Source organism: Shinella oryzae, from assembly GCF_023038235.1.
GTDB lineage: Bacteria > Pseudomonadota > Alphaproteobacteria > Rhizobiales > Rhizobiaceae > Shinella > Shinella sumterensis.
This window is the reverse complement of the sequence record NZ_CP081987.1, coordinates 2,378,982-2,398,665: the sequence shown is the minus strand read 5'-3', so window position 1 is coordinate 2,398,665 and position 19,684 is coordinate 2,378,982. Positions and strand designations below refer to the sequence as shown.

Sequence of the window (19,684 nt, the reverse complement as noted above, 5' to 3'; positions counted from 1 at the left end):
CACCGGTATTCAGTTTCCCGTGGCACGCATGACGCATGCCTTAGGCAAGGAGGTTCCAGTGACGGCCCATATTCTTGTCATCGATGACGATCCTGTCCAGCGCCGGCTTCTCAAGAACATGATCGAGCGTTCCGGCCATGTCGCCCATATGGCGGAAAACGGCCGTGCGGGCCTCGATCTGCTCGATCGCAAAGGCGGCCTAATCAATGTGATCCTGCTCGACCTGATGATGCCGGAGATGAACGGTACCGCGTTTCTCGAAGTGCTCGCCGAGCGCGAGAACACCATTCCCGTCATCGTGCAGACGGGGCAGGGCGGCATCGAGACGGTCGTCATGGCCATGCGCGCCGGCGCCTTCGATTTCGTGGTGAAGCCGGTGTCGCCGGAGCGCCTGGGCGTCGCCGTCGGCAATGCGCTCAAGATGGACCAGCGCGAAGGCCGCAGCCGCGCCGGGCGCCGCAACCGGGCCGAGACGATCCATTTCGAGGACATCATCTCGGCGAGCCCGGAAATGCTGCGGGTCATCGAGCTTGGCCGCCGCGCCGCGCAGTCCAATATTCCGGTCGTGCTGGAAGGCGAGTCGGGCGTCGGCAAGGAAATGGTGGCGCGCGCCATCCAGGCCGCCAGCGACCGGGCCAACAAGCCTTTTGTCACCGTCAATTGCGGCGCCATTCCGCACAATCTGGTCGAGAGCATCCTGTTCGGCCATGAGAAGGGTGCCTTCACCGGCGCGACCGAGCGACATACCGGCAAGTTCATGGAGGCCGACGGCGGCACGCTGTTCCTCGACGAGATCGGCGACCTGCCGCTCGAAGTGCAGGTGAAGCTGCTGCGCGCCGTGCAGCAGGGCGAGATCGAGACGATCGGCGCCCGCTTCCCGCAAAAGGTCAATGTGCGCCTGATCTCGGCAACCAACCGTGACCTGATCAACGAGGTGCGCGAGGGGCGCTTCCGCGAGGACCTCTACTATCGCCTGAACGTCTTCCCGATCACGATTCCCGCGCTGCACCGCCGCAAGGAGGACATTCCGGTCCTGGTGCGTGCCTTCGTCCAGCGCTTCGCAGGCGAGCAGAAGCTTGCCCGGCCGCTTGGCGTATCGGCCGGCGCGATGGCGCTTTTGACGGCCTATGACTGGCCGGGCAATATCCGCCAGCTGGAAAATGCCATCTTCCGCGCCGTGGTTCTGGCGGAAGGCGATGAGCTGACGGCCGCGGACTTCCCGCAGATCGCGGCGCAGGTTCCCGGCTACGGCCTTGCGGAAAATGGCGGGGTGAATTTCGAAGCCGTAGCCGCCCGTGCGCCGGAGCATTCCATGGACAGCCGCCTGCCCGGCGTCTATCCGGATTTCCGCGCCGCCGAGCCCGTGGAGACGACGCCCGACAATGCCATTGCGAGCGTCGACAGGGGCGGCCATGTGCGCAAGCTGGCCGATGTGGAGGAGGAACTGATCCGCTTTGCGCTGAAGTTCTATCATGGCCAGATGAGCCAGGTTGCCCGCAAATTGGGCATCGGGCGTTCGACTCTCTACCGGAAACTGAAGGACTATGGCATCGATCCTGACGATCCGATGAAGGAAGCTGCGTAAAAACTGCTGGAATCCCCGTTACTTGAGATTTCCCAATTGCCGTTTATTCCCTGTTAGTGGATTGTTCACTATAACGGGTGCGCGAGGATGAGTGTGGCCGATTTGCCATGCTCTCACCGCATTTGACATTCATCTGAGGCAACGGACGCTCGTTGTCCTTCGGACGGGGAAAGAGTTGGCAAATTTGTTCGCATCGATGAAGCGCACGGGGACCTCCCTGAGCAGCCTGTGCAGGACCGTATTGCATAAGCTGCCCAAGGTCGTGACCACGGCTGTGCTCTCGGCTGCCCTCGTCCTGCCGGCGGCCATTCCTGCGACGGTCCAGGCCGAAAGCGGCAACCGCACGCTCAAGCTCTATTACATCCATACGAAGGAAAAGGCCGAGATCACCTTCAAGCGCAACGGGCGCTACGATCAGCGCGGCCTCAAGCAGCTCAACAACTTCCTGCGTGACTGGCGCCGCAACGAGCCGACGAAGATGGACCCGCGCCTCTTCGACCTCGTCTGGGAGGTCTACCGCAAGACCGGCGCGACGGGTTATATCAACGTCGTTTCAGCCTATCGTTCGCCGGCCACCAACTCGATGCTGCGCACGCGCTCGAAGGGCGTCGCCAAGAAGAGCCAGCACATGCTCGGCAAGGCGATGGACTTCTACATTCCCGGCGTGAAGCTCTCGACGCTGCGCGCCACTGCCATGAAATTCCAGGTGGGCGGGGTCGGCTACTACCCGACGTCTGGTTCGCCTTTCGTGCATCTCGATGTCGGAAGCGTGCGTGCGTGGCCGCGCATGAGCCGCCAGGAACTCGTCCAGCTCTTCCCCGATGGCAAGACCATGCACGTTCCGACGGACGGCAAGCCGCTGCCTGGCTACGAGCAGGCCGTCGCCGATTACAAGCGCCGCGTCGGTTCGAACGCCATCCAGGTGGCGGGCGGCGGTTCGTCGCCGACGGCATCCAAGCGCAAGGGCGGCTTCCTTGCCGCTCTCTTCGGTGGAGGTGGCGACGAGGACGAAGAACCCGAAATGATCGCAAGCACCACGGCGATCGCCGACGACTTCGACGAAGGCGCGGCATCCGGCCGGAAGTCGACGCAGCAGGCCGAGCAGCCTGTCGCCGTCGCAGCCGAAACGGAAGTCGCCTTCACCGCGCCGGTTCCGGGCAGCCGCCCCGCCTTCAAGTCGAACGAGACCGCAAGCGAGCTTGCCCTTGTCGCGCCGACGACGAGCGGCGCCGTGGCAGCCCTCGAAGCCGCGACGACGGAAGGCCAGAAGCCCGAATTCGAAGATCTCACCGCCTACAAGATTCCGCTTCCCGTATCGCTCGGTGCGCGCGGCCAGGCGGGCGACGCCCAGCCTGCCCAGACTGAAAGCGTCATGACCGCCGAGGCGACGACGGAGGATGCGGAGGAACTGGCAATGGTTCCCGTGCCGGGCCTGCGTCCGCAGGTCGAGCTCGACAAGTCGCAGACGGCGCTGATGGCTGCTGCGGAAGCGGATGTCGCGCTGCCCACGTCCGCCGACCGTTCCGGCCTCGCCGCGCTCGGTTCGCCAGCCACCGGCGTGGAGGGTGATCCGGTCGAGATGGCCGCGCTCGCATCCGATCGTAGCGCGACCCGTTCGCTTTCCGGCGTCGACGCCTTCGAAAACAATGCCGCGGCTGAGGAAATCCCCACGAAGGGCGGACGTCCGAAGAAGAAGGATGCCGAAGCCGCAAACCGTGGCGCCATTCGCACGGAGCCGAAGGCAACGCAGAAGATCCTGTCGCAATGGGCGCTGGCCCAGGACAGCGTCTCGACGAATGCCAAGCCGGTCAAGGCGCCCCGTTTCGTCAGCCGCACGCTGCGTGCCGCGCCGACGACGGTCTATCTCGCCGGCTTCCAGCCGGAAGGCAGGTCCGTGGACTCGGGCCGTTTCAGCGGAACGGCGGTGAACTTCATGGAAGTGCGCAAGTTCGAGCGGGCTGAAAACTAGGCCCCGTCCCACGCCGCAAAGAAAAACCCCGCTGGAGCGATCCGCGGGGTTTTTTCTTGCGCTGACGTCGCGGCTTATTCGGCGTTCGGCGGCAGCTCGATCATGCCGAGGGCCTGCAGGTAGGTGTCGAGGATGGCTTCCTGCTCCATGCGCTCGTCCTTGTCCTGCTTGCGGATCTGAATAACCTTGCGCAGGATCTTGGTGTCGAAGCCGGTACCCTTGGCTTCGCCATAGACGTCCTTGATGTCGTCGGCGATGGTTTTCTTTTCTTCTTCGAGACGCTCGATGCGTTCGATGAAAGCGCGAAGCTGGTCGCGTGCGACGCCGTGGGCATCCGACATGATGTTCTCCTTGGGTGGGCTAGAAATTCGTGAGCGCCGTGACTTGCCGCGAACTTCCGGCAAGATCAAGACCTATCGCGCAGTCCTTCAGGATTTTCGTAGCGGCGTCGCCTATTCCTTCGGGCGGTTGGCCTCGAAGGCGGTCTTCTGCGCGTCGGAGGCGTCGCGCTGATAGCGGTCGCGCCACTCCTCATAGGGCATGCCGTAGACGATCTCCCGGGAGCTTTCCTTGTCGAGCGGCACGCCGGCTTCGTTCGCCGCATCGCGATACCAGTTCGACAGGCAGTTGCGGCAGAAACCGGCGAGGTTCATCAGGTCGATGTTCTGCACGTCGGTGCGCTCGCGCAGGTGCTTCACCAGCCGGCGGAAGGCGGCCGCCTCGAATTCGGTCTGCTGCTCTTTGCTCAGTTCGGTCATGGTCTCGGCCTCAGTAAGGTCCCGTGCGGGACGGGAATATCTCGTATGTGTGCAGGCGTTCGTCTGCATTCAACCGCGCAAATATCGGTGCCAGGCGATCGATCCACCGCGCGATCCCCGCGGCATCGCCGATCTCGTCCTGGCGGATCTCGATGAGCGCGTGCGCGATCCCCGGCTTCATGCAGTGGCGGAACATGGTGTCGCCGCGCAGCGCGCCGTCATAGGGTTCGTTGTCGCCGATCACCACGTCGCCCGGTGCCTCCAGCGCCGCGAGCAGCGGGCGCACCGCACGATGGTCGTTGTCCCACAGCACCGTAACCTGCCAGGGTCGCGCGACGCCTTTCCAGGCGGGTGTGAAGGAGTGCATGGACAGGACGAGCGGCGCCTTGCCGGTCTTCTCGGTGACGGCCGCGATCGTGCTGGACACCGCATCGTGATAGGGGCGATGATAGGTATCGAGGCGATATTGCCATTCTTCCGGCGTGATCGGGTGATTGCCTGGAACGATCGCGCCGTCGGAAATGCGCATGACGAGCGTCGGGTCGTCCTCGCCGCGATTGGGATCGATCAGCAGGCGGGAAAAGCGGCTCATGACCACAGGCGCGTTCAGGCGCCAGTTGAGGCCCCGGACGACGCCCTCGACGCCGATGTCGTAGGCGATGTGGCGTTCGAAGGCGCTTTCCGGCAGGCCGAGGCGGCCGTAGCGCGCGGGCAGGAGATTGGTGGCATGGTCCGCCAGGATGACGAGCCCGAGGGAAAGGTCGCCATCGATGATTTCGAAAGGAGGATGGTCCTGCATGTCTCTTGCCGTCTGCGTATCACACAAGCCGATTGATCGCACGGGGTGGTGTTGCCCGCAAGAAGTGTGGCCTCGCCCGCCGGAAGGATTCACTGCGTTGTCGTTAAAATGTAATCGATTAGTGTTGCGTTGACATTCATGCCCCGCCGTCGCAAGAAAGCGCATATTCAAATCAACGGAGTTCCATTGGAAGCCGTGAGAACCAAGAGCAAACGCCCGTTTTTCCCGAAAGCCAGCGGCCTTCTGCAGGCCGGTCTTTTTCTCGCATCGGCTTTTTTCGCCCTTTCCGTTCCCGATGCCGCAAAGGCGGAGTTCCGTGTGTGCAACGGAACCCAGAACCTGGTGGGCGTCGCCATCGGCTATCGCGCCAAGGAGGGCTGGATCAGCGAAGGCTGGTGGCAGGTGCCCGCTACGACCTGCGCGACGCTGATCGAGGGCGAGCTGCAATCGCGCTACTATTATCTCTATGCCGAAGACGCCGCCCGCGGCGGCCGCTGGACCGGTGACGTCAACATGTGCGTTGCCGAAAACGAGTTCAAGGTCACCGGTGTCGAAGACTGCTTCGCACGCGGGTTCCAGCGCATGGGCTTCAAGGAATATGACACGGGGCGGCAGGGAAGCTGGATGGTACAGCTTTCCGATACGCCCGGCACGCAGGAAAGCCAGAACTGATGAGACGGAACAGAAAAGTCAAAATCCTCGCCACGCTCGGACCCGCATCGGCTGAAGAGCAGATGATCCAGAAGCTGCACGAGGCGGGAGCAGACCTGTTCCGCATCAACATGAGTCATGCCAGCCATGATCTCATGCGCACGCTGATCAGCCGCATCCGCGCTGTCGAGGCCCGCTGCGGCCGCCCGATCGGCATTCTCGCCGACCTTCAGGGCCCGAAGCTGCGCGTCGGCAAGTTCGCCAAGGGATCGGAAGAACTCACGCCCGGACAGACCTTCACGCTCGACAATCGCGACGAGCCTGGCGACAACACCCGCGTTTTCCTGCCGCATCCGGAAATCCTGGAATCCGTCAAGGCCGGCGACCGGCTCCTCATCGATGACGGCAAGCTGCATCTTCGCGCCGAAAGCGCCGACGGCAAGGCGATCGTCTGTACTGTGGTGTCCGGCACCAAGATTTCCGACCGCAAGGGCGTGAGCCTGCCCGATACGCTGCTCGGCGTCGGCGCGCTCACGGAGAAGGACCGCGTCGACCTCGATGCCGTGCTGGCGACAGGCAGCGTCGACTGGGTTGCGCTTTCGTTCATCCAGCGTCCGGAAGACCTTGTGGAAGTGCGCAAGATCGCGCGTGGCCGCGTCGGCCTGATGTCCAAGATCGAAAAGCCGCAGGCCGTCGAGCGCATCGATGAAATCATCGAGCTTTCCGATGCGCTGATGGTGGCGCGTGGCGACCTCGGCGTGGAAATGCCGCTTGAAGCCGTGCCGGGCATCCAGAAGCAGCTCATCCGTGCCTGCCGCCGCGCCGGCAAGCCGGTCGTCGTTGCGACCCAGATGCTGGAATCGATGATCTCCGCGCCGGTCCCGACCCGCGCCGAGGTTTCCGACGTCGCGACCGCGGTGTTCGAAGGCGCCGACGCCGTGATGCTTTCAGCCGAGTCCGCGTCCGGCGCCTATCCGATCGAGGCTGTCTCCACCATGGCGTCCATCGCCAGCACGGTCGAGCGCGATCCGCATTATCCCGGCATCATCTACGCGCAGCGTTCGACGCCGGAAGCCACGGGCGCCGACGCCATCTCGCTTGCCGCGCGCCAGATTGCCGAGACGCTGCAGCTGTCGGCCATCGTCTGCTACACCTCGTCGGGAACGACGGGACTGCGCGCCGCCCGCGAGCGGCCCGAGGTTCCGGTCCTGGCGCTGTCGCCGGTCATCGAGACGGCCCGCCGTCTTTCGGTCGTGTGGGGTCTGCACTGCGTCGTCACGGGCGATGCCGAAGACCTCGACGACATGGTGAACCGCGCCTGCCGCATCGTCGTGGCCGAGGAATTCGGCAAGCCGGGCGACCGTATCATCATCTCGGCCGGCGTTCCGCTGCGCACCCCGGGCGCCACGAACATGCTGCGCATCGCCTATATCGGAGCCGACGGCGTCAGCGGCGTCTGAGCCGCACGGGTTAATCTGCGATGTCCTTTGCAAGGCGGGCTTCGGCCCGCCTTGCTGATTCCTGGAGGTCGCGATCGCGACCGGCGATCTTTTCGATGGCCTCGATCGCGAGGTCGGTCACGATGTAATCCGGCTTGTGACCGAGATTGCGGATCCAGACGAGTTCCGATCCGGCAATGTCGCGGGCCAGACCGCGGGAATGGATTTCCTCGTAGACGATTCCGTCCGAATCGCCCGTGACGATAACCGTGGGCGTACGGATTTCCCGATAGCGGGGCTGCACGCGGCGGACATAGTCCAAGAGGCTGGCAACGTCGATCGCATTGTTGCGGAAGGTCGCCGGACGCAACACCAGGGCCGGGGCCGTCGCATCGACATAATCCGGCGGCCGCGGGTTCGGATCGAAGACGGAAAGCGTTCCGCTTTCGATGCGCGTAAGGCCGGCCGGCATCGCCACGATATTGCTGAACAGCCAGCCGGCCACCGGCAGCTTCGCGATGTCATAATACCAGTCGACGCCGCCCGGCCAGGGATGGGTCGCGGGTGCAAGGAAAAGCAGGCCGGCGGTCTTCTCAGGATGTTCCAGCGCGAAGCTCGCAGCGATGGCGCCGCCGAAAGAGTGGCCGACGATGATCGCCCGCTCCATGCCGCGCGCCTCCATCAGGCGGGCAACGGCGTGGGCCTGCCCGTCGGGCCGGGCATTTTCAGGGCCGCCACGGTCGGAATAGCCATGGCCGGGCCGGTCGAGAAAAAGCAGGTCGGCCCGGCCCTCCAGCGCCGGACGGAAGGCGTGCATGGGGTCGCGCAGATTGCCGCTTGCGCCATGGATGAAGACGATCGGCGGCAGGTCGGCCTCTCCACCGGCGGGCACGAACACGCTGTTCATGCGCATGCCGCCGATATCGATGCGTTCGCCGACATTGCCGTAACGCCGCTCGAGAGACTGCGTCTGCCATGCGCTGAAGAGAAAGCCGGCAAGCGCCAGGGCAAAGGGGACGGCGAGGAGAGCTGTCAGCATGGAGGCGCGGCGCTGCATGGAGAAGGGGATAACGCTGTCTGGTCTACAGCGATTCTACGAGGACGGAGCGATGACGGATCACCCGCGGGTCAGGTCCTCTGTCCCGTCAGCTTTTCGGCGAGTTCACCCAGCGCCTTCTGCGCCTGCCGCTCGGTCGGATATACAAGGAGAAAACGCTCCCAGGCCTTCAGCGCCAGTTCGTCCCGCCCGGTCTGGGTCATGATGCCTGCCATGCCGGCGAGCGCGCCGAAGTGGCGGGGCTCGAGCCGCAGGACCTGGTTGATATCGGACATCGACTTGCGATAGTTGCCCATCTTGAAATGCAGCGTGGCGCGCCGGTTCCAGCCCTCCGCATAGTCGGGCCTCAGGCGAATCGCCTCATCGAGGAAATCGAGCGCGGCGGCGTTCCGGTTCTCTTCGACGGCCTTGTCCGACTGCTGGATGAGGAAGTTGATGGTGGCACTGCCGGAATCCTGCCACTCGCGGCGGATCTGGTTGGCGATGCCTTTCGCCTTGTCGGGATCGCCCTCGCGCTTCAACTCGCCGAAAAGCTTGTCTAAACGCTGTGCCTGGGTCGTGAAGGCGCTGCCGGACGATGGATCGACGGAGACCTTGTCGGGCTGCTGTGCCCATGCCGCGGCCGGAGCCGTGCCGGCAACGGCGAACGAAAGGAGCAATATGGGAAACGAGAAAAAGCGCATGGCGGTCATGGTAAACCGCCAGCGCGCAACTTCAAACAGTTTTTCGATCATCACTGTCCGCACGAGGGGACAGGCAGACGCGATCAGCCCTGACGAGCCTTGAAGCGCGGGTTCTGCTTGTTGATGATGTAGATGCGGCCCTTGCGGCGAACAAGGCGGTTCTCGCGGTGGCGAGCCTTGAGCGACTTGAGCGAATTCTTGATCTTCATTTTTCTGATCCGCGTATTGCAGGGCGATGGACTCGCCGGATTTCCTCAATCAAAAACGCGCCGTTTCGGGCGCGCTTTCAGGTTGGGCAGGCATGTAACCCGTGACATTTCCGCTGTCAACCACAGGCACCGGGTTTTCCGCGACGATGGCCGGTTTTCCAGCCTCTCTCAATCGAAAATCTGGGTGACATGCCCCATCTTGCGGCCGGGACGGGCTTCCGTCTTGCCGTAGAGATGCACGAGCACGCCGGGGCGGGCGAGCCAGGCGGGAACGTCGTCGATATCGTCGCCGATGAGATTCTGCATCACGCAATCCGAATGGCGGCGCGGGTCGCCGAGCGGGTGGCCGGCGATCGCGCGGACATGCTGCTCGAACTGCGATACCACGCAGGCCGCTTCCGTCCAGTGGCCGGAATTGTGCACGCGCGGCGCGATTTCGTTGGCCACGAGCCCGCCGTCCGGCAGCACGAAAAACTCCACGCCGATAACGCCCACATAGCCGAGATTGTCGAGAATGGCGCGGGCGGCCTTGCGGGCGAGATCCGCCGTCGCCTCGCTCACCCGGGCGGGCAGGGTGGAGGTGTGGAGAATACCGTTGGTATGAACGTTCTCCGCCGGATCGTAGCAGGCAATGGTGCCGTCACGATCGCGCGCGGCGATGATCGAGATCTCGCGCTCGAAGGGCACGAGGCTTTCGAGAATCAGCGGTACGCCGCCCAGCGCCTCGAAAGCGCCATCGCGGTTTTCGGCCGGCGAGCGGAAAACGCGCTGCCCCTTGCCGTCATAGCCGAGCCGTCGCGTCTTGAGCACGCCGACGCCGCCGAAGCGGTCGAGGGCGGCCTCGAGGTCGCCCTGGCTGTCGACGGCAGCGAAATCGGCAGTGAGGATGCCGCAGTCACGGATGAAGCTCTTCTCGACCAGCCGGTCCTGCGAGACTTCCAGCGCGCGCGGCGGCGGGTAGACCGGAACGGCGGCGGCCAGCGCCTGGGCGGCGGCGACGGGCACGTTCTCGAATTCGTAGGTGACGACGTCGCAGATGCGGGCGAGCTCGGCGAGCGCGTCGGCGTCGTCATAGGCCGCGACGATCTGGGCGTTCGCCACCTGTGCCGCCGGACAATCGGCCTGCGGCTCAAGGATGACGGTGCGCAGGTTGAGACGTGCGGCCGCCATGGCGAGCATGCGGCCGAGCTGGCCACCGCCGATGATGCCGATCGTGCGTGCAGTCATAGCGGGCCGTCCACGGGATATTCCGCCACCGTGTTCGTCTGCGCCTCGCGCCATTCGTCGAGGCGATGGGCGAGTTCAGGGTCATTGAGCGCCAGGACCGCAGCCGACAAGAGTGCCGCATTGACCGCACCGGCGCGGCCGATGGCGAGCGTGCCGACGGGAATGCCGGCCGGCATCTGGACGATCGACAGCAGGCTGTCCTGGCCCGAAAGCGCCTTGGACTGGACCGGCACGCCGAACACCGGCAGCGGCGTCATGGCCGCGGCCATGCCGGGAAGGTGCGCTGCGCCGCCGGCACCGGCGATGATGATCTTGAAACCCTCGGCCTTGGCGCCGCGCGCGAAGCTGTAGAGCCGCTCGGGCGTGCGATGCGCCGAAATGATACGAGCCTCGTAATCCACGCCGAGCGCATCGAGCGTGTCGGCGGCATTCTTCATCGTCTCCCAGTCGGACTGGCTACCCATGATGATGGCGACGGGGGGCGTTTCTGTGGTGTCCAAGGCGTCTCGTCCGGTTCAGGCGATGATATCGGGAATGATCTGGTCTTCCAGCTTGGAAATCTTGTCCTTCAGGACCAGTTTCTTCTTCTTCATGCGCTGGATTCTCAGGGCTTCGCAGCCGGTCTGGATCATGGCGTTGATGGCTGCGTCATAATCTTCATGCTCCTGGCGAAGCCGTGCGACCGCAAGCCGCAATTCCGCCTGGTCCTGATCTGCCATGCTGCTTTTCCCCGTCGTCGGAAACAGCGGTTGGCCCGCTTGCCTCCATTCTCAATCAATCGTGCTCCTATCACGAAACCCGTGGTAACGGGAAGTTATCCCTTGCCACGTTTTCGCCTTCGACAAATGAAAAATGAAATGGCACACTGACTTTGTTGCAACCTGGACCATCCGGTCCGTGCTGGACCGGGTGAAAACAAAAGGAAGGAACTGTCACATGACGATTGAGGCTCACCTGGCTACGCTGGAAAAGAAGCATTTCGCTCTGGAGGAAGAGCTGCATGCTGCGGTCACGCGTCCCTCCTCGGAGGATCAGACGATCGCGGAGATCAAGCGTCGCAAGCTGCGCATCAAGGATGAGATCGAGCGGCTTCGCTCGGCACACTGAAGACAGGAATTCCACGGAGAATACTCGGGAGCACGTCGCGGAACAGACGGTCTGTATGGGAAGATCAGGGTAGGAGCCCGTTCCGCGAAACCGCTTCCCGCAAGGCAAGCACAGCAGTAGATACCATCGATGTCGTGACGCCCTGGCACCGGATTTCCGTGCCGGGGCGTTCTGTTTCAGGACCAGAACTGGTCGAGCCAGAGATTGAGCCTGTCGAAGCCCCTCGCATTAATCGCGTAGATGCGCTTCGTGCCCTCGGATGTCACGCTGACGAGATTGCAATCCAGCAGCGCCCTCAGATGTTGCGACACCGCCGGCCGGCTGATCGGCAACCCCTCGGACAATTCATTGACGGTGCGCGGCGCCCGGCGCAATTCCTCCAGCAGGAACCTGCGGTTGGGATCGGCAATCGCCGCAAAGGGGTCAGGGTTCGCCATGGCCGAACGCTATGGCAAAGCAGCATTTCCGGCAAGTATTTTGTGCGCTGCGGCAATTCTCAGGTGAAGGCGAGGATGCCGTCATAGACGAGCTTCGTGCCCGCGATCAGCGCCATGGAATACATGAAGGGATAGAAGACTTCGGGCTTCATGCGCTTGACCATGAAGCCCCCGAAGGCCGTGGCGGCAATTGCGAGCGGCACCAGGGTCGCGGAGATGGTCAGGTTCGTCGTGTCGAGCTGGCCGAGCGCGAAATAGGGGCCGAGCTTGATGAAGTTGAGAATGGCGAAGAAGCGCACGGCTGCACCGGTATAATCGCGCGGCGGCAGTTTGAGCGGCAGGCCGTAGAGCTGGAAGGGGGCCCCGCCGGCATGGGCGACGAAGCTGCCATAGCCGGAAAGTGTGCCGAAGAAGGCCGCGGGCAGCAGGCGATGCGGCTTCGGTTCGATGATGTGGCCGTGGCGGACGCGCCAGCTGTTGTAGAAGTAGCGCAGCACGAACAGCACGGTGATGAGGCCGATGATGAGGCGCAGCGCATCGCGCGGCACATAGGCGGAGGTGGCCCAGCCGATGGCGATGCCGAGCAGGGCGCCCGGTAGCATCATCTTCAGGAGCTGTCGGTTGTTGTGCTTACGCCATATCCAGAGCGACACCCAATCCATCACCACGAGAATGGGCAGGAGGATCGCCGCGGCCTGGACCGGCGGCACGGCCATCGCGAGCAGCGGCACGCCCATGAGGGCAAGCGCCTCGCCCATGCCGCCCTTGGTGAGGCCGACGAGAAGCACGGCGGGAATGGCGGCGTAATAGATGGTAGGGTCTATGGACATTGCGGACGGTTGATCCTGTTCGTCCTTCCGTCTATCCGCTTTGTTCTGTTATGACGAGCCTGGCTATCGCAAATCCTAGGAAAGTGCCTTTCATGTCCGATGTCGAAAACCGCTGCCGCCTGGTGCTGATCCTTCCGGAAGGCGATGACCTTTCCGCGCGGGCGGCGATGCTGGAGGGCGCGCTGAAGGGCGGTGACGTGGCGTCGGTCATCCTGCCGCAATACGGCCTCGACGACAGCGCGTTCCAGAAGCACGCGGAAGTGCTGGTGAAGATCGTGCAGGACGCGGGCGCAGCGGCCCTCGTTGCCGGCGACACGCGCGTCGCCGGCCGTGCGAAAGCCGACGGCATCCATGTGACCGGCGGACTGGAGGCATTGGCCGAAGCCGTCGAGAAATTCACGCCCAAGCTCATCGTCGGCGGCGGCAATGCCACTGATCGCCACAAGGCGCTGGAAATCGGCGAAATCCAGCCGGACTACATCTTCTTCGGCAAGATCGGCGGCGACATCAAGCCGGAAGCGCATCCCAAGAATGTTGCGCTCGCCGAATGGTGGGCGTCCATGGTGGAAATTCCCTGCATCGTTCTGGGCGGAACGGACCCGCAGTCCGCGCTGGCTGTCGCCGAAAGCGGCGCGGAGTTCGTGGCGCTCGACAAGGCCGTTTTTGCCGAGCCGGCACAGGCGCCCCACATCGTTGCCGCCGTAAATGCACTGCTTGACGAAAAAGCGCCACGGTTTGGGGAATAGTAGCCGCTCATGATCAGGGTCGTCCTTTCGCAAGCTTGCCGTATCGTGCCGGTGGCGCTTCTTGCCGCGGGCGTTTTCACGTGCGCGCCGGCCTTTGCGCAGGTCGCGAAAAAGGGGCCGGCTGTGACTGCCGGCGATACCGGAAAGGAAGATCGGCCGGCGGCGGGGACGGAGTCTGAGAAGGGCACCGAGGCCGATGGCCCTTCCGGCGGCCTGGGCGTTCTGGACCGCATGGGCGCGGAGCTTCCCGACCTTCCAGCGGAAAAGCCTTTCACCGGAAAAGTCGACGAGGCCTATGGCGCCTTCCAGCGTGGCCGATACCTGACGGCGATGGAGCTGGCTCTGCCGCGTGCGCAGCTGGGAGACCCGGCCGCACAAACGCTGGTCGCCGAAATCCTCGACCGCGGTCTTGGCGTGAAGCGCAACCGCGACCAGGCGATGTTCTGGTATGAGCAGGCCGCCAATGGCGGCGACCCGACCGGCATGTTCAAATATGCGGTGCTCCTAATGGAGCGCTCGCGCTCGAAGGAGGATCGCAAGAAGGCCGACGAGCTGATGAAGAAGGCGGCCGATCTCGGCAATGCGTCGGCGCAATTCAACTACGCGCAGGTCCTCGTGGCCGACAGCCCGGGCGAGAAGGGCTTGCGCGAGGCTATGCCCTATTATGAGAAATCGGCCGAGCAGGGCATTGCGGATGCGCAATATGCGCTGTCGCAGATTTATATCAGCCTGAAGGACCTGCCGGAAGAAAAGACCAGGCGTGCCCGCGAATGGCTGTTGCGCGCCGCGCGCGCCGGCTACGATACCGCGCAGCTGGACCTTGGCATGTGGCTGGTGAACGGAACGGCCGGCGAGCGCGATTACGAGGCCGGTTTCAACTGGCTGAAACGCGCCGCCGAGGGCGGCAACGCCGTCGCCCAGAGCAAACTTGCCCAGCTCTATATCCATGCCATCGGTACGAAATCCGATCCCGTCGAGGCGGCGAAGTGGTTCGTTTTGGCGCGCCGCGCGGGGCTGAGCGACCCCTCGCTGGAGGACTTCTATCTGGGTCTCGAAGAGTCGCAGCAGAAGGCGGCGATTACGGCCGCCAACAAGTTCCGCACCGGGTCCTGAGCGGTCCCATTTACCCTGTTGCACGATCGGTGCCCCTGCTTTGCGTGCCGTGCAGAGGCTTGAGGCTTGAAACTTCGGGGGATTTGTGGTCTTGAGGCCCCACATCCGGTCCCGGTACATTTTCGCGCTGCGGCTTTTGCCGCCCGATGCGCCGGACATTCCCGAAGGACATTCATTTCATGGCACGTTCCGCTCTTCTCAACGTCATGGTTCAGGCCGCTTTCAAGGCCGGCAAGTCGCTCGCGCGCGATTTCGGTGAGGTGCAGAACCTGCAGGTTTCGCTGAAGGGGCCGGGCGACTACGTCTCGCAGGCCGACCGCAAGGCCGAAAAACTCATCCGCGAGGAGCTGATGAAGGCCCGCCCGACCTACGGTTTCCTCGGTGAGGAATCCGAGGAGATCATCGGCACGGACGGCGCGCATCGCTGGATCGTCGATCCGCTCGACGGCACGACGAACTTCCTGCACGGCATTCCCTTCTTCGCGATTTCGATCGCGCTCGAGCGCAACGGTGAGATCGTCGCGGGCGTCGTGCTGAACCCCGGGACGGACGAGCTCTTCACCGCCGAGCGTGGCGGCGGCGCTTTCCTCAACGATCGCCGCCTGCGCGTTGCGGCCCGCAAGAACCTGTCGGATGCCGTCATCGGCTGCGGCGTGCCGCATCTGGGCGACGTCAACCACGGCAAGTTCCTCATCGAGCTGCGCCATGTCATGGGCGAAGTGGCCGGCGTGCGCCGCCTCGGCTCTGCCTCGCTCGACCTCGCCTATGTGGCAGCCGGGCGTTTCGACGGTTTCTGGGAGCGCGACCTCATGCCGTGGGACATCGCCGCCAGCGTTCTCCTGATTCGCGAAGCCGGCGGTTATGCAACCGATCTCGACGGCAGCAATGCCGTGCTGGCGAGCGGCACTGTCGTTGCGGGCAACGAATATATCCACAAGGCGCTGCGCGAGGTCGTGCAGCGGCCCGTACCGGCACGCTAAAGGGTAAAACGTGCGGTGCAGGAATGCACCGCTGTTGCCGCCAAGCCCTTCAATTCGGCTCAATCTTCCACTAGTCTCCGCCCCGACGAGGAAGCGGAGATGCGACTATATGGCTAAGCTGGCGCTGTCGGGCTGGGGCGGAAGCGACGAGACCGGGCACGACGACCCGCACAAACTCTCAAGCCCCATGGCCTTCTTCTGGACGATGGTGATCTTCCTCATCATCGTCGGCTTCGTGGCCGCCATCCTCTTCCGGCAGGCGCAGACGGCGTTCCTCAGCAATCCCGGCCTCAACGGCCTTATCCTCGGCGTCCTGCTGATCGGTATCCTGCTGGTGTTCAATCACGTGCTGGCGCTGCGGCCGGAGGTGCGCTGGTTCAACTCCTTCCGTGCGGCCGGCAGCGCTGAGAAGGTCGGGCGCGATCCGGTGCTGTTGGCGCCGATGCGCGCCCTGATCGGCCGCCGTCATTCGATGACGCTGTCGACCACGACCCTGCGCTCCATTCTCGATTCCATCGCCACGCGCCTCGATGAATCCCGCGATACCTCGCGCTACCTCATCGGCCTGCTCGTCTTCCTCGGCCTTCTCGGCACGTTCTGGGGCCTTCTCGGCACGATCGGCTCGATCAGCTCGGTGATCCAGTCGCTCGATGCAGGTGGTGGTACGGCGAACGACATTCTCAACGCCTTGAAGGAGGGGCTGTCCGCGCCGCTGCAGGGCATGGGCACCGCCTTCTCCACGTCGCTGTTCGGCCTGTCCTCCTCGCTGGTGCTCGGCTTCCTCGACCTTCAGGCCGGGCGCGCGCAGAACCGCTTCTATACGGAGCTGGAAAACTGGCTCTCGTCCGTAACCGATGTCGGCTCCGAACATCAGCCGATCGCCGGCGCGCTCGAAGCTTCGTCCTCGGCCGACGTGCAGGCGCTGGCCGAACAGATCCTCAAGCTCGCGCAGGATGGCGGCGGCAACCGTTCGACGGCGGCGATGGCAAATCTTGCCGAGGGCATCCAAGGCCTCGTGAAGAACATGCGCAGCGAGCAGCAGATGCTGCGGGACTGGATCGAGGCGCAGCAGGAGGAATCGAAGGCGCTGCGCCGCACACTCGACCGCCTCGTCGCACGCACGGCCGAGAAGGCTGAAAAAGCCAAGATTCCAGGGGGCGAATAGACATGGCGCTCGCCCGAAACAGGCGCAGCCAACGCACGGTGGATTACTGGCCGGGCTTCGTCGATGCCCTGTCGACGCTGTTGCTCGCCATCATGTTCCTGCTCACCGTCTTCGTGCTGGCGCAGTTCTTTCTCAGCCGCGAGATTTCCGGCAAGGACGATGTGCTGAACCGGCTGACGAGCCAGATCAACGAGCTGACGCAGCTTCTGGCGCTGGAGAAGAGCGGCAAGCAGGACCTTGAGGATGCGCTGGCCAATCTCCAGGTTTCCCTTGCTCAATCGGAAAGCGACCGCACACGCCTTCAGCAGTTGCTCGACAGCGGCGCCGGCGCCTCCGATGCGGCGAGCGCCCGTGCGACGACGCTCGAAGGCGAGCTGGATGCGGAAAAGCAGGTGTCCGCCCGTGCGATGAGCCAGATCGAACTGCTCAACCAGCAGATCGCCGCCCTGCGCAGCCAGATCGCCGCCGTCGAGGAGGCGTTGCAGGCGTCGGAAGCCAAGGATCAGTCATCGCAGGCAAAGATCGCCGATCTCGGCCGCCGCCTGAACGTGGCGCTGGCGCAGCGCGTGCAGGAACTCAACCGCTACCGTTCGGACTTCTTCGGCCGCTTGCGGGAAATCCTGTCGGATCGCGAGAACATCCGCATCGTCGGTGACCGTTTCGTGTTCCAGTCCGAGGTGCTGTTCCCTTCGGGCGGCAGTGATCTCAACGAGGAGGGACAGGTGGAAATGCGCAAGCTGGCCGCCGCCCTGCTCGATCTCGCGCGGGAGATCCCGCCGGAGATCAACTGGGTGCTGCGGGTCGACGGACACACGGACAATGTGCCGCTTTCCGGGACCGGGCGGTATCGCGACAACTGGGAACTGTCGTCTGCCCGCGCCACGTCGGTCGTGAAGTTCCTTATTGCCAATGGCGTGCCGGCCAACCGGCTGGTGGCGGCGGGCTTCGGCGAGTTCCAGCCGATCGCCGAGGGCGACGATACAACCGCGCGCGCCACCAACCGGCGCATCGAACTCAAGCTGACGGAGAAATAGCGGCCGGCACCTTTGGTGCCGATCCGATGTTTCAGGCCGTCGCGGTCAGCTCGCGGCGCGCGCTTCGCCCAGGAAGGCCTGGCCGCCGTGGTCGAATTGCAGCCTTGCGAGGCGGGCGTAAAGTCCGCCCTGCTGGATCAGCGACTGGTGCGTTCCCTCTTCCACCAGGCGGCCGCCATCCATGACCAGGATACGGTCGGCCTTCAGCACGGTGGCGAGACGATGCGCGATGACGATGGTGGTGCGCTTGCCCATCTGCCCGTCCAGGGCGCGCTGCACCAACGTCTCGCTTTCCGCGTCGAGGGCGGAGGTAGCTTCGTCGAGCAGCAGGAGCGGCGCGTCCTTGAGGATGGCGCGGGCGATGGCGATACGCTGGCGCTGGCCGCCCGAGAGCGTCACACCGCGTTCGCCCACCATGGTGTCGTAGCCCTTGTCGAGGCGCGCAATGAACTCTTCGGCCTGAGCGGCGCGGGCGGCGGCATGGATCGCGTCGTCGCTGACATCAGGCATGCCGAAGGCGATGTTGTCGCGGATCGATGCGGCAAAGATCGTGACATCCTGCGGCACGAGCGCCATGCGGCGGCGGATTTCTTCCGGATCGGCGGCGCGCAGGTCCACGCCATCGAGCAGGACGCTGCCGGAATCGGGATCGTAGAAGCGCTCGACCAGCGACAGGATCGTGCTCTTGCCGGCACCCGAAGGGCCGACGACCGCGACGGTCTCGCCCGGCTTCACCGCGAAGGAAAGGCCGTTCAGGCTGCGGTAGCCGGGGCGGGCCGGATAGGAGAAATGCACATCCCGGAAGGCCAGTTCGCCGCGTGCGGGCACCGGCAGTGCGACCGGATTGGCGGGCGCCGTGATGGCAGGCCGCTCCTCCAGCAATTCGGTCAGGCGTTCGGCGGCACCTGCGGCCTGCGAGAGTTCACCCCAGACTTCCGAGAGCGCACCCAGGCTGCCGGCGGCAAAAACGGCATAAAGCAGGAACTGCCCGAGCGTGCCGGCCGACAGCGCGCCCGCCAGCACATCGCGCGCGCCGAACCACAGCACGGCGACGACCGAACCGAAGATCATGGCGATGGCGAAGCCGGTCAGAAGCGAGCGGGCGCGGATGGCGCTGCGGGCCGCTTCATAGGCGCTTTCCACTTCGCCGAAAAAGCGGGCGCGGGCCGCATTCTCGGCATTGAAGGCCTGGAGCGTGCGCGTCGCACCGATCGCCTCGCCGGCATAGGCGGATGCGCTGGCAAGCGTATCCTGCGCCTCGCGCGAGCGGCGGCGCACCGAGCGACCGAAGGCCACCAGCGGAAAGACGATGACCGGGATGGCGGCGATGACCAGGCTCGACAGTTTCGGGCTGGTATAGACCATCATGGCGATGGCCCCGAGACAGAGGATGAGGTTGCGCAGCGCGACGGATGCAGTGGCGCCGACGGCGGATTTGATCTGCGTGGTGTCGGCCGTCAGCCGCGAAACGATCTCGCCGGACTGGTTGACGTCGAAGAAGGCCGGGGAAAGCTTCGTCACATGGGCAAAGACGTCGCGGCGCAGGTCGGCGACGATGCGTTCGCCAAGCGTGATGACGAAGTAGTAGCGCAGGCCGCTGGCCAAGGCCAGCAGGCCGGCCAGCACGAAGAGCATCGAGAAGTAGGTGTTGATGAACCCGGCATCGGCGCCCGAAAAGCCGTGGTCGATCATGCGGCGCACCGCGATCGGCAAGACCAGCGTCGTGACGGCCGCCAGCACGAGGGCGACCAGCGCGCCGCCGACGAGGCCACGATAACGGCCGATATAGGGAGCCAGCCTGCCCAGCGGACGAATATTGCGACGCGCGGTTTTCTGTGCCGCGTTTGTCTCTCTGTCTGTGGACACCATACCCCCGTTTCCAGTGCCTGGCGGCA

Annotated in this window: 22 protein-coding genes; 10 read left to right on the top strand and 12 right to left on the bottom strand. The window is 64.2% G+C overall.

The window, feature by feature from the left end:
* The first annotated feature begins 58 nt into the window (after positions 1-58).
* Both K6301_RS11785 and mepK read left to right on the top strand, forming a co-directional pair.
* On the top strand, positions 59-1,585 hold the full coding sequence (locus K6301_RS11785) for a sigma-54-dependent transcriptional regulator (RefSeq protein WP_247217107.1): 1,527 nt from the start codon (positions 59-61) through the stop codon (positions 1,583-1,585).
* A gap of 196 nt (positions 1,586-1,781) precedes the next feature.
* Complete coding sequence (mepK, locus tag K6301_RS11780; protein ID WP_425475396.1) at positions 1,782-3,554, top strand: peptidoglycan L,D-endopeptidase MepK; 1,773 nt, start codon at positions 1,782-1,784, stop codon at positions 3,552-3,554.
* A 74-nt stretch (positions 3,555-3,628) separates the two neighbouring features.
* Here mepK and K6301_RS11775 read toward each other — a convergent pair whose 3' ends face one another.
* The 3 genes from K6301_RS11775 to K6301_RS11765 form a co-directional block, all read right to left on the bottom strand.
* Complete coding sequence (locus tag K6301_RS11775) at positions 3,629-3,895, bottom strand: DUF2312 domain-containing protein (RefSeq protein WP_134645861.1); 267 nt, start codon at positions 3,893-3,895, stop codon at positions 3,629-3,631.
* Positions 3,896-4,006: 111 nt separating this feature from the next.
* Complete coding sequence (locus tag K6301_RS11770) at positions 4,007-4,312, bottom strand: DUF1244 domain-containing protein (RefSeq protein ID WP_134645859.1); 306 nt, start codon at positions 4,310-4,312, stop codon at positions 4,007-4,009.
* A gap of 10 nt (positions 4,313-4,322) precedes the next feature.
* A complete protein-coding gene (locus K6301_RS11765) occupies positions 4,323-5,111 on the bottom strand; it encodes an N-formylglutamate amidohydrolase (RefSeq protein WP_247217105.1) in 789 nt (262 codons plus the stop codon).
* A 243-nt stretch (positions 5,112-5,354) separates the two neighbouring features.
* Here K6301_RS11765 and K6301_RS11760 point away from each other — a divergent pair, with 243 nt between their 5' ends.
* Together K6301_RS11760 and pyk are read left to right on the top strand one after the other, a co-directional pair.
* Positions 5,355-5,783 carry a DUF1036 domain-containing protein gene (locus K6301_RS11760; RefSeq protein ID WP_134646229.1) on the top strand — a complete coding sequence of 143 codons (429 nt, stop codon included), beginning with the start codon at positions 5,355-5,357 and terminating at the stop codon, positions 5,781-5,783.
* Complete coding sequence (gene pyk / locus K6301_RS11755; protein ID WP_134645855.1) at positions 5,783-7,222, top strand: pyruvate kinase; 1,440 nt, start codon at positions 5,783-5,785, stop codon at positions 7,220-7,222. Before K6301_RS11760 ends, pyk begins: the two co-directional genes overlap by 1 nt.
* 10 nt (positions 7,223-7,232) lie before the next feature.
* Here pyk and K6301_RS11750 read toward each other — a convergent pair whose 3' ends face one another.
* The 6 genes from K6301_RS11750 to K6301_RS11725 all read right to left on the bottom strand — a co-directional run bounded on the left by K6301_RS11750 (position 7,233) and on the right by K6301_RS11725 (position 11,096).
* Positions 7,233-8,240 (bottom strand): alpha/beta fold hydrolase, encoded by a 1,008-nt coding sequence (locus K6301_RS11750; protein ID WP_247217104.1) that lies wholly within the window; start codon positions 8,238-8,240, stop codon positions 7,233-7,235.
* A gap of 89 nt (positions 8,241-8,329) precedes the next feature.
* A complete protein-coding gene (locus K6301_RS11745) occupies positions 8,330-8,950 on the bottom strand; it encodes a tetratricopeptide repeat protein (protein ID WP_247217103.1) in 621 nt (206 codons plus the stop codon).
* 74 nt (positions 8,951-9,024) lie between these two features.
* Positions 9,025-9,150 (bottom strand): type B 50S ribosomal protein L36, encoded by a 126-nt coding sequence (gene ykgO, locus K6301_RS11740; RefSeq protein WP_024271182.1) that lies wholly within the window; start codon positions 9,148-9,150, stop codon positions 9,025-9,027.
* Positions 9,151-9,318: 168 nt separating this feature from the next.
* Positions 9,319-10,377, bottom strand: coding sequence for a 5-(carboxyamino)imidazole ribonucleotide synthase (locus K6301_RS11735; RefSeq protein WP_247217102.1), 1,059 nt, complete (start codon positions 10,375-10,377; stop codon positions 9,319-9,321).
* Positions 10,374-10,841, bottom strand: a complete 468-nt coding sequence (gene purE, locus K6301_RS11730; RefSeq protein ID WP_134646227.1) for a 5-(carboxyamino)imidazole ribonucleotide mutase — start codon at positions 10,839-10,841, stop codon at positions 10,374-10,376. The genes K6301_RS11735 and purE overlap by 4 nt, the downstream gene beginning before the upstream one ends.
* Positions 10,842-10,892: 51 nt before the next feature.
* The gene (locus K6301_RS11725; protein WP_134645846.1) at positions 10,893-11,096 is read right to left on the bottom strand and encodes a YdcH family protein; all 204 of its coding nucleotides are present in this window, start codon (positions 11,094-11,096) and stop codon (positions 10,893-10,895) included.
* Positions 11,097-11,313: 217 nt separating this feature from the next.
* On the opposite strand from K6301_RS11725, the gene K6301_RS11720 reads away from it, so the two are divergent.
* The gene (locus K6301_RS11720) at positions 11,314-11,484 is read left to right on the top strand and encodes a YdcH family protein (RefSeq protein ID WP_134645844.1); all 171 of its coding nucleotides are present in this window, start codon (positions 11,314-11,316) and stop codon (positions 11,482-11,484) included.
* A 176-nt stretch (positions 11,485-11,660) separates the two neighbouring features.
* Here K6301_RS11720 and K6301_RS11715 read toward each other — a convergent pair whose 3' ends face one another.
* Complete coding sequence (locus K6301_RS11715) at positions 11,661-11,921, bottom strand: ArsR/SmtB family transcription factor (RefSeq protein WP_247217101.1); 261 nt, start codon at positions 11,919-11,921, stop codon at positions 11,661-11,663.
* A gap of 59 nt (positions 11,922-11,980) precedes the next feature.
* Positions 11,981-12,751, bottom strand: coding sequence for a sulfite exporter TauE/SafE family protein (locus tag K6301_RS11710; RefSeq protein WP_247217098.1), 771 nt, complete (start codon positions 12,749-12,751; stop codon positions 11,981-11,983).
* A 92-nt stretch (positions 12,752-12,843) separates the two neighbouring features.
* On the opposite strand from K6301_RS11710, the gene K6301_RS11705 reads away from it, so the two are divergent.
* The 5 genes from K6301_RS11705 to K6301_RS11685 all read left to right on the top strand — a co-directional run bounded on the left by K6301_RS11705 (position 12,844) and on the right by K6301_RS11685 (position 17,789).
* Positions 12,844-13,497, top strand: a complete 654-nt coding sequence (locus tag K6301_RS11705) for a thiamine phosphate synthase (protein WP_134645838.1) — start codon at positions 12,844-12,846, stop codon at positions 13,495-13,497.
* A 9-nt stretch (positions 13,498-13,506) separates the two neighbouring features.
* On the top strand, positions 13,507-14,610 hold the full coding sequence (locus tag K6301_RS11700; RefSeq protein ID WP_247217096.1) for a tetratricopeptide repeat protein: 1,104 nt from the start codon (positions 13,507-13,509) through the stop codon (positions 14,608-14,610).
* 179 nt (positions 14,611-14,789) lie between these two features.
* Entirely contained in the window at positions 14,790-15,590 is an 801-nt protein-coding gene (locus tag K6301_RS11695; protein WP_247217094.1) for an inositol monophosphatase family protein, read from the top strand.
* Positions 15,591-15,699: 109 nt separating this feature from the next.
* A complete protein-coding gene (locus K6301_RS11690; protein WP_247217092.1) occupies positions 15,700-16,755 on the top strand; it encodes a MotA/TolQ/ExbB proton channel family protein in 1,056 nt (351 codons plus the stop codon).
* Positions 16,756-16,757: 2 nt separating this feature from the next.
* Entirely contained in the window at positions 16,758-17,789 is a 1,032-nt protein-coding gene (locus K6301_RS11685) for a peptidoglycan -binding protein (protein WP_134645830.1), read from the top strand.
* 45 nt (positions 17,790-17,834) lie between these two features.
* On the opposite strand, the gene K6301_RS11680 is transcribed toward K6301_RS11685, so the two are convergent.
* Entirely contained in the window at positions 17,835-19,658 is a 1,824-nt protein-coding gene (locus K6301_RS11680) for an ABC transporter transmembrane domain-containing protein (RefSeq protein ID WP_247217090.1), read from the bottom strand.
* Positions 19,659-19,684 lie beyond the last annotated feature (26 nt).

Coding starts and splice junctions, on each gene's coding strand:
- mepK (WP_425475396.1), top strand. CDS start 1,782: ATGAAGCGCACGGGGACCTCCCTGAGCAGCCTGTGCAGGACCGTATTG.
- K6301_RS11775 (WP_134645861.1), bottom strand. CDS start 3,895: ATGTCGGATGCCCACGGCGTCGCACGCGACCAGCTTCGCGCTTTCATC.
- K6301_RS11770 (WP_134645859.1), bottom strand. CDS start 4,312: ATGACCGAACTGAGCAAAGAGCAGCAGACCGAATTCGAGGCGGCCGCC.
- K6301_RS11765 (WP_247217105.1), bottom strand. CDS start 5,111: ATGCAGGACCATCCTCCTTTCGAAATCATCGATGGCGACCTTTCCCTC.
- pyk (WP_134645855.1), top strand. CDS start 5,783: ATGAGACGGAACAGAAAAGTCAAAATCCTCGCCACGCTCGGACCCGCA.
- K6301_RS11750 (WP_247217104.1), bottom strand. CDS start 8,240: ATGCTGACAGCTCTCCTCGCCGTCCCCTTTGCCCTGGCGCTTGCCGGC.
- K6301_RS11745 (WP_247217103.1), bottom strand. CDS start 8,950: ATGACCGCCATGCGCTTTTTCTCGTTTCCCATATTGCTCCTTTCGTTC.
- ykgO (WP_024271182.1), bottom strand. CDS start 9,150: ATGAAGATCAAGAATTCGCTCAAGTCGCTCAAGGCTCGCCACCGCGAG.
- K6301_RS11735 (WP_247217102.1), bottom strand. CDS start 10,377: ATGACTGCACGCACGATCGGCATCATCGGCGGTGGCCAGCTCGGCCGC.
- purE (WP_134646227.1), bottom strand. CDS start 10,841: ATGGGTAGCCAGTCCGACTGGGAGACGATGAAGAATGCCGCCGACACG.
- K6301_RS11725 (WP_134645846.1), bottom strand. CDS start 11,096: ATGGCAGATCAGGACCAGGCGGAATTGCGGCTTGCGGTCGCACGGCTT.
- K6301_RS11720 (WP_134645844.1), top strand. CDS start 11,314: ATGACGATTGAGGCTCACCTGGCTACGCTGGAAAAGAAGCATTTCGCT.
- K6301_RS11715 (WP_247217101.1), bottom strand. CDS start 11,921: ATGGCGAACCCTGACCCCTTTGCGGCGATTGCCGATCCCAACCGCAGG.
- K6301_RS11710 (WP_247217098.1), bottom strand. CDS start 12,751: ATGTCCATAGACCCTACCATCTATTACGCCGCCATTCCCGCCGTGCTT.
- K6301_RS11705 (WP_134645838.1), top strand. CDS start 12,844: ATGTCCGATGTCGAAAACCGCTGCCGCCTGGTGCTGATCCTTCCGGAA.
- K6301_RS11700 (WP_247217096.1), top strand. CDS start 13,507: ATGATCAGGGTCGTCCTTTCGCAAGCTTGCCGTATCGTGCCGGTGGCG.
- K6301_RS11695 (WP_247217094.1), top strand. CDS start 14,790: ATGGCACGTTCCGCTCTTCTCAACGTCATGGTTCAGGCCGCTTTCAAG.
- K6301_RS11690 (WP_247217092.1), top strand. CDS start 15,700: ATGGCTAAGCTGGCGCTGTCGGGCTGGGGCGGAAGCGACGAGACCGGG.
- K6301_RS11685 (WP_134645830.1), top strand. CDS start 16,758: ATGGCGCTCGCCCGAAACAGGCGCAGCCAACGCACGGTGGATTACTGG.
- K6301_RS11680 (WP_247217090.1), bottom strand. CDS start 19,658: ATGGTGTCCACAGACAGAGAGACAAACGCGGCACAGAAAACCGCGCGT.